The organism is Methylophaga sp. UBA2012 (genome assembly GCF_002335235.1).
GTDB lineage: Bacteria > Pseudomonadota > Gammaproteobacteria > Nitrosococcales > Methylophagaceae > Methylophaga > Methylophaga thalassica.
Map to the genome: position 1 here is coordinate 49111 of NZ_DDCG01000009.1, position 12432 is coordinate 61542.

Genomic DNA, 12432 nt, shown 5'->3' on the forward strand with positions numbered 1-12432 from the left:
CCAGCTCCAGCTCCAGCTCCAGAAAAGGCTGCAGAACAAAAAAATGAGATTTTATGGGTTTTACAATTAGCCAGCTTTGGCGTACGTGATAATGCAGATGCACTATCAAAAGAACTGGAGTCCATGGGATACAATCCATTAATTGAAATTGTGAAAACGGATAAAAACCCGATTTACCGTGTTCGTCTACAGCCTGTGGCAGATCGCGATAAATTAGAAAAAACAGCAAAAATGCTCAGCGAGAAACTCAAGTTATCTACGCAAATTTTGCAATATCAACCTTAATCTTTGTGTCTAAAACAGACAATGAAATATAACTGTAAAAATACTGGGTTGTTGTTGGTTAATCTGTTAAAATTCACGGTTTAGATCGCAGCTCGTTGCGGGGTAACTATGGTTTGGGTTGACTATCTGATAATAGGTCTGATTTTTTTGTCGGCCGCTATCAGTATCGTCCGGGGCTTTATGAAAGAAGTGCTTTCATTAGCTAGTTGGATTTTAGCTTTCTGGGTAGCCATACTTTTTTACTCGAATCTGTCTACCTTATTAGCTGACTATATATCGACTCCATCCATACGATTATTTCTGGCTTTTTTTGTCTTATTTGCAGTGACATTGATTCTTGGCGCTATGGTCAATCACCTAATATCTCAAGTTGTTGAAAAAACCGGGCTTACCGGTACTGACCGTGCTTTGGGTATTATCTTTGGTTTGATACGAGGTGTCGCCATTGTCACTATCTTGGTTCTAGCTGCTGGTGCGACACCAATGCCAGCAGACAGTTGGTGGCAAAACTCTATCTTGCTAGAGCATTTCATCAAACTAGCGGTTTGGGTGCGTGATCTGTTACCAGCAGATATCGCTCAACATATCAACTACAATTAACTTCCTGACAGGGCAAACTATGTGCGGAATTATTGGTATTGTGGGTCATTCTGAGGTTAACCAGGCCTTATATGATGGATTGACCGTACTGCAACATCGAGGACAGGATGCTGCTGGAATTATGACTTGCGACGATGATGGCAAGTTTTTCCTACGTAAGGATAATGGACTCGTTAAAGATGTTTTCCACACCCGTCATATGATTCGTCTTAAAGGCAAGATGGGGATTGGTCATATTCGCTATCCCACTGCAGGTTGTTCAACCTCAGCTGAGTCACAACCATTTTATGTGAACTCACCCTTTGGTATTGCTCTGGCACATAATGGCAATCTAACCAATACAAAAGTATTGAAAGACGAATTGTTCCAGACGGACCGTCGTCATCTCAACACTGATTCTGATTCTGAAGTGCTACTCAATGTGCTGGCTCATGAATTACAAAATAGTTCTAAGCTGACACCACTGCCTGAAGACATTTTCAAAGCCGTTGCTCAAGTGCATCGTCGTTGTAAAGGCGCTTATGCCGCTGTTGCGATGATTTCTGGTGTTGGTGTCATGGCTTTTCGTGATCCATACGGTATTCGCCCAGCTGTCATTGGCAAACGTGAAACAGCGCAGGGGACTGAATATGTTGTGGCTTCTGAGAGTGTCGCTGTTGACATCCTGGACTATGAATTAGTTCGTGATATTGAGCCAGGTGAATGTGTTTTTATTGATACAAAAGGCAACTTTTATTCTCAACAGTGTGCTGATAATCCCATCAAGTCGCCATGTATTTTTGAATATGTTTATTTTGCCAGACCTGATTCTATGATGGACGGCATCTCTGTTCACAAAAGTCGGATGCGTATGGGGACAAAACTGGCCCATAAAATTAAACGTGAGTTTCCGGATCATGATATTGATGTGGTTATCCCGATTCCAGATACAAGCCGTAGCGCTGCATTGCAGTTATCATACGATCTAGGCGTGGTGTATAGAGAAGGTTTTATCAAAAATCGCTATATAGGCAGAACGTTTATTATGCCTGGTCAAACCATGCGTAAAAAATCTGTCCGTCAAAAATTAAATGCGATTGATTTGGAGTTTAGAGGGAAAAATGTACTGTTAGTCGATGACTCTATTGTTCGTGGCACAACATCACAGCAAATTGTTCAGATGGCAAGAGATGCGGGCGCTAATAAAGTCTATCTGGCTTCAGCAGCCCCACCGGTTCGTTTCCCGAATGTCTATGGTATCGATATGCCATCTGCAAATGAGTTTGTGGCACATGACAGAAGTGTCGAAGAAATTTCCAAGGAACTTGGCGTAGATTGGCTTGTTTATCAGGATCTGCCAGATCTGGTCTCAGCTATTAATAAAAAGAGCGATGTTGAACGCTTTGATACCTCTTGTTTTGATGGGGAGTACATCACGGGAGATATTGATGCCAATTATCTATATTACATCGATGCGATGCGAAATGACCTCAGTAAACAGACATCTGATAAAAATAATGCTGTAATTGAGCTACATAACAATTAAGATTATGAAGCCATATACGTATCCACTTTGCTGTTTTTCGATATTTCTTATATAATCCCGTCGATTATGCACCAGCAATTGCCAAAAGAAATAGATCCGTTTCGTTTTGCTCATAATGGGCGAGAGCTTGAAGGGGAAATTGAACTGACATCTTTGTCACGTTTGAAACCCTCTCTCTTCAATGATGCGGGTACGGTTAAGGTCAAGATGCGATTTGATATTGATCAAATCGGGACTCCCTATATGCAGGGTCAGTTTGTCACAGAGTTGTCGATGACATGTGAGCGTTGTATGGGAGAGCTGCTTTACCCAATAACAATAGAAACATTGTTGGGTTTGGTAAAACATGAACGCTTAGTCAGTAAATTATCTGAGCAATACGAGCCTTGGATAATTGATGAATCGGAGTTTGTGAACCCTGCTGATGTTGTGGAAGATGAGTTAATTTTGGCACTTCCCCTAGTGCCTAAACATGATTTTGATTGTTTGCCGAAAGAGGTATGGCAATCTGGGGACGAAGAGGTAGGGGAGAAACCTGAAAAACAGGCATCTCCGTTCGCAGTATTATCTGCATTGAAATCAAAAAAATAATTTTGAATTTTTAAAAGGCTTAGGAGTTTTTAGTCATGGCTGTTCAACAAAACAAAAAAAGTGCATCACGTCGTGGAATGCGTCGTTCACATGATGCCTTAACCGAAACAACATTATCTGTTGATTCAACTTCTGGTGAATTACACCGTCGTCATCATGTGTCAGCTGATGGCTATTACCGTGGTCGTAAAGTTGTTGCGGATAAAAGCGAATAAGGCATAAAAACAATTGAGCCTGACGATATCAATTGATGCAATGGGCGGGGATCACGGACCTCAAGTCGTGATCCCCGCTGCCATATCAGCATTAAAAAAACATCCGGATGTCACATTAATTCTTGTCGGTGATGAACAAACAATTCATTCTCACCTTCAAAAAAATAATGTAGATAACGAACCCCGCTTAATTGTTCATCATGCTTCACAGCAAGTAGAGATGGATGAGTCACCATCGCAAGCATTACGCGGGAAGAAAGATTCTTCTATGCGTGTAGCGATTAACTTAGTTAAAGAGGGGCGAGCAGCCGCTTGCGTAAGTGCAGGTAATACTGGTGCATTGATGGCAACAGCCAGATTTGTACTAAAAACATTACCAGGTATCGAAAGACCGGCTATCGTTTCAGCTTTACCAACAATGAAAGGACATACCTATGTGCTGGACTTGGGGGCAAATGTTGATTCGAGTGCTGCACATTTAGTCCAGTTTGCCTTAATGGGCTCTGTTCTCGCTGAACTTGTGGATGGTAAAGACAAACCTAAAGTTGGTTTACTCAATATCGGTTCTGAAGAGATAAAAGGTAATGAACGGGTAAAAGAAGCATCACGCCTGTTAGAGCAGACTGATCTTAATTACATCGGTTATGTCGAAGGTGATGGTTTATACCATGGTGAAGCCGATGTGCTTGTTTGTGACGGTTTTGTCGGTAACGTTGCTCTAAAAACCAGCGAAGGCGTCGTTCATATGATTCGTCATTATTTACGGCAATCATTTTCGCGTAATTGGCTCACTAAATTAGCAGGTTTAATTGCTTCACCTGTCTTAAAACATTTCCGTAATGAGTTAGATCCCCGTGCCTATAACGGTGCAAACCTGATTGGTTTGCAAGGTATCGTGATTAAAAGTCACGGTGGTGCCGATGAGTTTGCTTTCGCTAACGCTATCAATATTGCGATTATCGAAGCCGCTAAGGATGTACCAAAAAATATAACTAAACACCTGGAAGTGTTGCTGGAAGGACAAGTATTGTGATGTATTCTCGTATCGCGGGTACTGGCAGTTATTTGCCAGAAAAAGTACTCAGCAATCATGATCTTGAGTCTATGGTCGAAACCAGTGACCAATGGATTACTGATCGGACGGGAATAAAAGAACGTCATATTGCTGCCGAGAACGAAACCACAACAGATCTTGCATACCAAGCCTCTGTTAAAGCCATTGAAGCTGCCGGAATCACGAATAATGAGATTGATCTCATTATCGTTGCGACCACCACACCTACCCAAATATTTCCAAGTACAGCCTCATTATTACAAGCGAAACTTGATATCGCTGGTTGTCCGGCATTTGATGTACAAGCTGTTTGTACTGGATTTGTATATGCACTGACCATTGCTGATAAATTCATTAAAGCAGGTGGTGTGAAAAATGTTCTAGTGGTCGGTGCAGAAACCATCTCGCGTATTATTGACTGGTCAGATAGAAATACTTGTGTATTATTTGGGGATGGTGCTGGAGCAGTCGTTCTTCAGGCATCACAACAACCTGGCATTATTTCTACGCATATTCACTCCGATGGCAGTTTCAGCAGTTTATTACAGGTGCCAGCAGGCCCAGGTTCGGATGCTACTGATGATTCTGCTTATATCGATATGCAAGGTAATGAAGTCTTTAAGGTTGCAGTAAAAACCCTTAGCAGCATTGTTGATGAAACATTGGAAGCCAATCAGCTGGATAAAACTGCTGTTGACTGGCTTATTCCTCATCAGGCTAACATTCGTATTATTGCTGCTACAGCAAGAAAGTTACAGATGTCGATGGATAGAGTGGTTGTCACTGTTGATAAACATGGCAATACCTCAGCGGCATCTATTCCCTTAGCCCTCGACGTTGCTGTTCGTGACGGTCGTATAAAACGTGGTGAAACTTTATTGTTTGAAGCCTTTGGTGGCGGATTTACATGGGGTTCAGCGCTTATTCAGTACTGATATATTCAGGGGTAATGAATGAAATCAGCTTTTGTCTTTCCCGGTCAGGGATCTCAATCTGTAGGTATGCTCGCTGAGATCGCAGCAGAATACAGCCTCGTAAAACAAACATTCCAAGAAGCTTCAGATGTCTTAGCTTATGACGTCTGGAACTTGGTCTCTAATGGTCCTGAAGAACTCTTAAATCAAACTGATCGTACTCAGCCAATAATGTTGACTGCTGGTATTGCTATGTGGCGTGTCTGGCAATCAGTTTCAGATATAAAACCGGCGTATTTCGCTGGTCATAGTCTCGGTGAATATACGGCGCTTGTGGCCGCCGATGCAATCGATTTTACTGATGCAGTCAAGCTGGTTGAATTACGTGGCCAATATATGCAACAAGCTGTGCCTGCTGGCGAAGGGGCGATGGCCGCTATACTGGGGTTGGATGATGATGTGGTACGCGAGGTGTGTAATGAAGCATCAGCCGCCGGCGTTGTAGAGGCAGTAAATTTTAATTCGCCTGGACAGGTCGTTATCGCAGGGTCTGCCGAAGCGGTTAAAAAGGCGACTGAAATAGCATCTAATAAAGGTGCTAAACGTGCTCTGATATTGCCAGTAAGCGTGCCATCACATTGTGCACTTATGCAGCCAGCCGCAGAGCAATTAGCTAATAAACTCAATGAAATAGACATCCGGATGCCAACAACACCCGTTATTCATAATGCGAGTGTGACATCTGCTGTCGATGTAGATGCTATTAAATCATTGCTGGCGCAACAATTATATAGCCCGGTTCGCTGGGTCGAAACTATTCAGTGGCTTGCCGCGCAAAATGTAGATCACATTGTGGAATGTGGACCAGGTAAAGTTTTAGCTGGTTTGACTAAACGTATTGATAAGTCTCTTACCGCATTACCTTTATTTGATATAGCGACGCTTGAAAAAACTCAGCAAGCATTAGGAGAATAGAATGAGCTTAGATGGAAAAATTGCTCTGGTGACTGGAGCGACACGTGGTATTGGTAAAGCTATTGCACTTAGTTTAGGTGAGCAAGGCGCTACAGTGATTGGTACAGCAACCTCTGAAAGCGGTGCTGCAACAATCACTGATTTTCTTAAAGAGGCGAACATTAATGGGCGTGGTATCGTTCTTAATGTTACTGATGCCGATGCCATTGATAATGTGGTCACTACCATAGAAAACGAATTTGGCGCACCAGAAATTCTGGTGAATAATGCTGGTATTACGCGTGATAATTTATTAATGCGTATGAAAGATGAAGAGTGGGATGACATTATCAACACCAATCTGACACCAATATTTAAGCTGAGTAAACGTTGCCTTAGAGCGATGACTAAAGCTCGTTGGGGACGAATCATTACCATTACCTCAGTCGTTGGTGCAATGGGTAATGCTGGACAAACTAACTACGCTGCAGCAAAAGCTGGGGTCATTGGTTTTAGTAAGTCTTTGGCTCGTGAAGTGGGTACTCGAGGTATCACTGTCAACACAGTCGCACCAGGCTTTATTGATACGGATATGACCAGTTCTTTACCAGAAGCACATAAAACGGCACTGCTTGAACAAGTGCCTGTAAAACGTTTGGGTGCACCAGAAGAGATTGCTGCTGCAGTGAGCTATCTGGCGAGTATGAATGCCGGTTATGTAACGGGAGAAACATTACATGTCAACGGTGGCATGTATATGAGTTAATAATCGCTAAGTGATTATTAATTAAGAATTTTATTTTTGAGTCAAGCAAGGTGATCGCCATTTAGCTTGTCTCAATGGTGCAGGCACTATAAAATGCCTGCACATTGTTTGATGTATTAACCACCAAAGGAAATATTAGTTATGAGTGATATCGAAGCTCGCGTAAAAGAAATTGTTGTTGAACAATTAGGTGTCAACGCTGATGAAGTAACTGCGGATGCTTCATTTATCGACGACCTGGGCGCAGACTCTCTGGATACAGTAGAGTTGGTTATGGCTTTGGAAGAAGCTTTCGAATGTGAAATCCCAGACGAAGAAGCTGAGAAAATCACTACAGTTAAAGAAGCTGTTTCTTATATTAACGCACATCAGTCTTAATATAATCAAAAGCGCTTATGATAGCCGTCTAGTGTGTGAAAGCATGCTAGGCGGCTATGTCATGTATACCTGTAGGTTTGAGGGGAAAACCTGATGTCTAAAAGACGCGTTGTCGTTACTGGCCTTGGTGCTGTTACTCCAGTTGGACTAACGGTAAAAGAAAGCTGGGAAAATATTGTTGCAGGTAAAAGTGGTGTTGCACCGCTGACCTTGTTTGATGTCTCAGAATTTAGTGTTCGCTTCGGTGCAAGTGTCAAAAACTTTGATGTCACAACCGTAATTCCAAAAAAAGATGCTAAAAAAATGGATACCTTTATCCATTATGGTATTGCCGCAGCTAAAGAAGCGATTGAAGATTCTGGTTTAGTGGTGACTGATGAGAATGCTGAACGAATTGGTGTAGCCATTGGTTCAGGTATCGGCGGTTTACCCGGCATTGAGTCTGGTTATGACAGTTATTTAAGTGGTGGACCTCGCAAGATTTCCCCATTTTTCGTACCGAGTAACATTATCAATATGATTTCAGGTAATTTATCGATCATGTACGGTATGAAAGGTCCTAATACAGCCATCGTGACAGCGTGTTCAACAGGAACACACTGCATTTCAGCGGCTGGTCGTATGATTCAATACGGTGATGCGGATGTCATGATTGCCGGTGGTGCTGAAATGGCTACATCTAAAACAGGGCTAGGTGGATTTGCTGCTGCACGCGCTTTATCTACACGCAATGATGACCCTGCTGCTGCTAGTCGTCCTTGGGATAAAGACCGTGACGGTTTTGTTCTTGGTGATGGTGCTGGCGTGATTGTGCTGGAAGAATATGAACATGCCGTAAAACGTGGCGCCACAATTTATGCTGAGTTAGTTGGCTCAGGCATGAGTAGCGATGCTTATCACATGACATCGCCATCTGAAGGCGGTGAAGGTGCGGCTCGTTGTATGGTAAACGCGATGAAAGACGCAGGCATTAATGCGGATGAAGTCGACTATATTAATGCGCACGGTACATCAACACCAGCAGGCGATGCTGCTGAAACCCAAGCCATCAAAAAAGCGATGGGTGATGCTGCTAATAATGTTGCGATCAGCTCGACCAAATCAATGATTGGCCATTTGCTTGGTGCAGCAGGCGGTGTAGAAGCTGTGTTCAGCCTCTTATCTATCCGAGATCAGATTGCACCACCTACTATCAATCTCGATAATCAGGATGAAACATGTGATCTTGATTATGTACCCAATACGGCAAGACAAATGAAAATTGACGTGGCAATGTCAAATTCATTTGGATTTGGCGGCACTAACGGTACTGTTATATTTAAAAAGTTAAGTTAAGCTGAGTAAGCCGGTGATTCTGATAAATGGTCAACCGGAAACAATGCTATCAGTAGCAGACCGTGGCCTTCAGTATGGCGACGGTCTGTTCGAAACGATACCATTTCGAAATGGTAGGCTAGAATACCTCAAAGAACATACAGAGCGGTTGTTGCGAGGTTGTAAACGTCTGCAGATAGACTTTAATGATATAGCAGCATTAGAGCGAGAGTTGCTTATTGTTTGCAATCAAATATCCGGTGAAGGTGTTATTAAAATTATCCTCACTCGAGGCTCTGGCGGACGAGGGTATAAACCACCTAAAGACTCAACACCTCAACGCATCATCTCTTTTCACCCTTTGCCTGATTATCCGCTCAATCATCAATCAGGTATTACTGTCCAACTGTGTTCGACGCGTTTGGCAAAAAATCCATTATTAGCGGGAATCAAACATTTAAACCGTTTGGAGCAGGTGATTGCTAGAAATGAATGGGATTCAGCAGATATTGCTGAAGGATTAATGCTGAACTATGACGATGAACTTATTGAAGGAACAATGAGCAATGTATTCATGGTCAGTGATAGCTGTTTATTCACTCCAAATCTGAATAGCTGTGGTATCGAAGGCGTCATGCGTGAGCGCATATTGGCACTAGCCTGTACTTTAGATATACCTCATGAGATAGTCACATTAACATTGGATGATCTCTATCAAGCGGATGAAGTGTTTGTCACGAATAGTCTTATCAGGGTATGGCCAGTGACTGCTCTGCATGGTACGAATAAACAATGGCCCCATGGGGATATAACAAAAAGAATTCAAAAGGCATTGGATACTGCTGAAAGCTGACATGAAAAATAATTTGTTACTCAAAACACTACTTCCAGCGCTTATCGCCGCTGGCATATGTACCTATATTGTTATTCAATATAATCGCTTCATGACGACACCGTTGAATATCTCGGAACCCGTTCAGTTTATTGTTACACCAGGCAGTAATCTGAAACGAATCAGTGAGGAGTTGTATGAGCGTAATATCACCTCAATCTCTCCCATCTATCTGCAGTTATATGGACGGGCTAACGAGTCAGCAAGCAGAATCAAGGCAGGCGAATATCAACTTTTACCTGACGATACCTTACCGGATGTACTTAACAGATTAGTGTCAGGCAAGGTCATTATGAACTCAATGACCATTGTAGAAGGTATGACAGCACAATCCCTGGTGGATATGGTCTCAGCTAACGTTAAAATAAAACATACCTTAGAAAATCCGGATGTGGCCGCTGTGATGGCAGCGTTAGGACAAGCTGATCAAAACGGTGAAGGTTGGTTTCTACCTGAAACGTATCATTTTCCAACAGATACAACAGATATTGAATTTTTAGCACGTGCGAACAAACAAATGCATGAGGTGTTGGAGAATGCATGGGAATATCGTGCAAAAGACTTACCCTATACATCACCATACGAAGCCTTAATCATGGCATCTATTATTGAAAAAGAAACCGCTGTAGCAGATGAGCGACCTGAAATTGCCGGAGTGTTTGTCCGTCGTTTACAAAAAGGGATGCGTTTGCAAACTGACCCAACGGTGATTTACGGTATCAGAAAAAATTTCGATGGTAATCTGCGTAAAAAAGATCTGACAACAGATACGCCCTATAACACTTATACACGCAGTGGTTTACCACCCACGCCTATCTGTTTACCGAGTAGGGAATCTATTAATGCCGCCCTCCATCCTGCAAGTGGAGATAGTTTGTATTTCGTGGCGACAGGGACAGAGGGTAGACATATTTTTTCATCTAATCTGGCCGATCACAATAAAGCCGTAAGAAAGTATCAATTAAAAAAATGACAGGTAAATTTATTAGCGTTGAAGGTATCGAAGGTGCAGGGAAATCTACACAAATCCAGTTCATCAAAAGCTACCTTGAGAATTTCAATAAATCAGTTATCGTTACACGTGAGCCCGGTGGTACGCCCTTAGGCGAAGAAATTCGTGAATTATTGTTGCGACCAAGAAAAGACGGCATGAGTGACGATACAGAATTATTACTCATGTTCGCTGCACGAGCTGAACATATCAAGCAGGTAATTTTACCTGCTCTGGCGGCTGGAAAGTGGGTTGTCTGTGACCGTTTTGTTGATGCGACTTTTGCTTATCAGGGAGGTGGGCGAGGTATTCATGAACAACGTATATCGTCTTTGTCTGATTGGACCTTGGATGGGCTAAAAACAGATTTAACCTTGTTATTTGATTTACCTGTTCAGATTGGTCAGCAGCGGGTTAATCAACGCCTTTTAGAAAAAGACCGTTTTGAACAAGAAAAGACAGACTTTTTTGAGAAAATTCGTCAATGCTATCTGGATAGAGCGGTGAATGAACCAGAGCGAATTCAAATTATTGATGCCAGTCAGTCTATTGATAATATTCAGCAGCAAGTGTCTATATCATTAAACAAGCTACTTCAATCAGTATGACCATGTCACTCTATCCCTGGCATCAAACACCTTGGCAGCATATTGTTTCACTTTATCAGGCGAAACGTATTCCACATGCCATTCTTATTCATGGCATACACGGACTAGATAACGATTTACTTGCTAGTGAGCTGACAAAAAGTCTTTTGTGTTTAAGCGTTACTGAGGACTTTGATAGCTGTGGTATGTGTCATAGCTGCCAACTATATGCAGCAGAAAGTCATCCGGATCATAGCGTTGTTGCACCTGAAGAAGCAGGTAAACAAATTAAAGTAGATCAAATCCGTCAGTTGAAAGATGTTCAATCGTTGATGCCAAAAATTTCGTCGGCAAAAACAGTCATTATCAAAAATGCTGACCAGATGAATACAAATGCTTTTAACAGTCTGTTAAAGCTACTTGAAGAGCCCCAAGAAAACACCACACTGATTCTGGTTGCTGCATCGATGCGAAAGTTACCCATTACGATTAAAAGTCGATGCCAGACAATTTCTGTATCAACGCCTGATCGTAGTATCGCTATAGACTGGCTCAAACAACACAGTGACTTATCTGAACAAGATTTAACTACATTGCTCAATCTGGCACATGGAGCGCCTTTGGCCGCGCTTACAATTGGTGAAGAAGGGATTGAACAGAGCAAGAGTGTATTTAGTGGCATGGCAGCATTAATGCGATGCAAGGCTAATCCAGTGCAACTCTCTGCTCAGTGGCAGTCTTTTGACCTGATGTCTGTATTACATCAGCAACAGGCAATGATACAAACCAAGCTAGTATCACTATTGGATAAACAGGAAATGCCTGATCCTGCATTAATCAAGCATTACTGGGGGATTTCAGATTGCATCATCCATACAATGAAGTTACTATCTTCACAGAATAATCTAAATAAAACCTTACTGATGGAAGATTTGATGGTGACGATTATGCAGCATGCTAGTCAGATTCAACAACATCAGCAATAAACAGGTAATACGATGGCTTCTAATCCAAGAAAAGGCATTTTGTCACTAAAAATTACCGATCAAAATATGCTTTACCATTCTTACATGCCCTATGTGAAAAATGGTGGGCTATTTATCCCGACAACAAAGAGTTATCAGTTGGGAGAAGAGGTGTTTATCCTGTTATCACTGATGGATGAAGGAGAAAAATTACCTGTTGCTGGCACGATTGTCTGGATTACTCCGCGGGGAGCCCAAGGAAACCAAGCTGCAGGTATTGGTGTGCATTTCAGTGATATTGATGGAAGTGCTTCTGTTGTTAGAGGCAAAATTGAGAATTATTTAGTAGATAAACTTAAGTCTGATAAAGCCACTTACACTATGTAACTGGCTTTTATCCG

At 42.2% G+C, this 12432-nt stretch carries 16 protein-coding genes; all 16 read left to right on the forward strand.

The window, feature by feature from the left end; genetic code table 11:
* Window positions 1-285 (forward strand): SPOR domain-containing protein (locus B2248_RS07180; protein ID WP_286722593.1); only part of this gene is annotated, 285 nt, incomplete at its 5' end.
* Between the two features lie 108 nt (window positions 286-393).
* Window positions 394-885, forward strand: coding sequence for a CvpA family protein (locus B2248_RS07185; RefSeq protein WP_007145148.1), 492 nt, complete (start codon window positions 394-396; stop codon window positions 883-885).
* A gap of 19 nt (window positions 886-904) precedes the next feature.
* Window positions 905-2410 carry an amidophosphoribosyltransferase gene (purF, locus tag B2248_RS07190; RefSeq protein WP_273180320.1) on the forward strand — a complete coding sequence of 502 codons (1506 nt, stop codon included), beginning with the start codon at window positions 905-907 and terminating at the stop codon, window positions 2408-2410.
* 27 nt (window positions 2411-2437) lie between these two features.
* Window positions 2438-3001 (forward strand): YceD family protein, encoded by a 564-nt coding sequence (locus B2248_RS07195; RefSeq protein WP_273180321.1) that lies wholly within the window; start codon window positions 2438-2440, stop codon window positions 2999-3001.
* A gap of 35 nt (window positions 3002-3036) precedes the next feature.
* Entirely contained in the window at window positions 3037-3216 is a 180-nt protein-coding gene (gene rpmF, locus B2248_RS07200; RefSeq protein ID WP_007145145.1) for a 50S ribosomal protein L32, read from the forward strand.
* A gap of 13 nt (window positions 3217-3229) precedes the next feature.
* Entirely contained in the window at window positions 3230-4249 is a 1020-nt protein-coding gene (gene plsX / locus B2248_RS07205) for a phosphate acyltransferase PlsX (RefSeq protein ID WP_007145144.1), read from the forward strand.
* Window positions 4249-5205 carry a beta-ketoacyl-ACP synthase III gene (locus B2248_RS07210; RefSeq protein WP_414673468.1) on the forward strand — a complete coding sequence of 319 codons (957 nt, stop codon included), beginning with the start codon at window positions 4249-4251 and terminating at the stop codon, window positions 5203-5205. Before plsX ends, B2248_RS07210 begins: the two co-directional genes overlap by 1 nt.
* A gap of 18 nt (window positions 5206-5223) precedes the next feature.
* Window positions 5224-6159: an ACP S-malonyltransferase gene (gene fabD, locus B2248_RS07215; protein WP_273180325.1), complete on the forward strand. Its 936-nt coding sequence runs from the start codon at window positions 5224-5226 to the stop codon at window positions 6157-6159.
* 1 nt (window position 6160) lies between these two features.
* Complete coding sequence (fabG, locus tag B2248_RS07220; protein WP_273180327.1) at window positions 6161-6904, forward strand: 3-oxoacyl-ACP reductase FabG; 744 nt, start codon at window positions 6161-6163, stop codon at window positions 6902-6904.
* Between the two features lie 141 nt (window positions 6905-7045).
* Window positions 7046-7282: an acyl carrier protein gene (gene acpP / locus B2248_RS07225; protein ID WP_007145140.1), complete on the forward strand. Its 237-nt coding sequence runs from the start codon at window positions 7046-7048 to the stop codon at window positions 7280-7282.
* Window positions 7283-7375: 93 nt separating this feature from the next.
* Window positions 7376-8617, forward strand: a complete 1242-nt coding sequence (gene fabF / locus B2248_RS07230; protein WP_273180328.1) for a beta-ketoacyl-ACP synthase II — start codon at window positions 7376-7378, stop codon at window positions 8615-8617.
* A gap of 13 nt (window positions 8618-8630) precedes the next feature.
* The gene (gene pabC, locus B2248_RS07235; RefSeq protein ID WP_273180330.1) at window positions 8631-9449 is read left to right on the forward strand and encodes an aminodeoxychorismate lyase; all 819 of its coding nucleotides are present in this window, start codon (window positions 8631-8633) and stop codon (window positions 9447-9449) included.
* 1 nt (window position 9450) lies between these two features.
* The gene (gene mltG, locus B2248_RS07240) at window positions 9451-10461 is read left to right on the forward strand and encodes an endolytic transglycosylase MltG (RefSeq protein ID WP_273180332.1); all 1011 of its coding nucleotides are present in this window, start codon (window positions 9451-9453) and stop codon (window positions 10459-10461) included.
* Window positions 10458-11087 carry a dTMP kinase gene (gene tmk / locus B2248_RS07245; RefSeq protein ID WP_273180334.1) on the forward strand — a complete coding sequence of 210 codons (630 nt, stop codon included), beginning with the start codon at window positions 10458-10460 and terminating at the stop codon, window positions 11085-11087. Before mltG ends, tmk begins: the two co-directional genes overlap by 4 nt.
* 2 nt (window positions 11088-11089) lie before the next feature.
* Window positions 11090-12052, forward strand: a complete 963-nt coding sequence (locus tag B2248_RS07250) for a DNA replication protein (RefSeq protein ID WP_273180336.1) — start codon at window positions 11090-11092, stop codon at window positions 12050-12052.
* Window positions 12053-12064: 12 nt separating this feature from the next.
* On the forward strand, window positions 12065-12418 hold the full coding sequence (locus tag B2248_RS07255; RefSeq protein WP_007145134.1) for a PilZ domain-containing protein: 354 nt from the start codon (window positions 12065-12067) through the stop codon (window positions 12416-12418).
* Window positions 12419-12432 lie beyond the last annotated feature (14 nt).

Bases quoted from the DNA above. Each gene is read 5' to 3' on its own strand.
- fabD (WP_273180325.1), top strand. From the start codon at position 5,224: ATGAAATCAGCTTTTGTCTTTCCCGGTCAGGGATCTCAATCTGTAGGT.
- rpmF (WP_007145145.1), top strand. From the start codon at position 3,037: ATGGCTGTTCAACAAAACAAAAAAAGTGCATCACGTCGTGGAATGCGT.
- acpP (WP_007145140.1), top strand. From the start codon at position 7,046: ATGAGTGATATCGAAGCTCGCGTAAAAGAAATTGTTGTTGAACAATTA.
- tmk (WP_273180334.1), top strand. From the start codon at position 10,458: ATGACAGGTAAATTTATTAGCGTTGAAGGTATCGAAGGTGCAGGGAAA.
- fabF (WP_273180328.1), top strand. From the start codon at position 7,376: ATGTCTAAAAGACGCGTTGTCGTTACTGGCCTTGGTGCTGTTACTCCA.
- B2248_RS07255 (WP_007145134.1), top strand. From the start codon at position 12,065: ATGGCTTCTAATCCAAGAAAAGGCATTTTGTCACTAAAAATTACCGAT.
- mltG (WP_273180332.1), top strand. From the start codon at position 9,451: ATGAAAAATAATTTGTTACTCAAAACACTACTTCCAGCGCTTATCGCC.
- B2248_RS07250 (WP_273180336.1), top strand. From the start codon at position 11,090: ATGTCACTCTATCCCTGGCATCAAACACCTTGGCAGCATATTGTTTCA.
- fabG (WP_273180327.1), top strand. From the start codon at position 6,161: ATGAGCTTAGATGGAAAAATTGCTCTGGTGACTGGAGCGACACGTGGT.
- B2248_RS07185 (WP_007145148.1), top strand. From the start codon at position 394: ATGGTTTGGGTTGACTATCTGATAATAGGTCTGATTTTTTTGTCGGCC.
- purF (WP_273180320.1), top strand. From the start codon at position 905: ATGTGCGGAATTATTGGTATTGTGGGTCATTCTGAGGTTAACCAGGCC.
- B2248_RS07210 (WP_414673468.1), top strand. From the start codon at position 4,249: ATGTATTCTCGTATCGCGGGTACTGGCAGTTATTTGCCAGAAAAAGTA.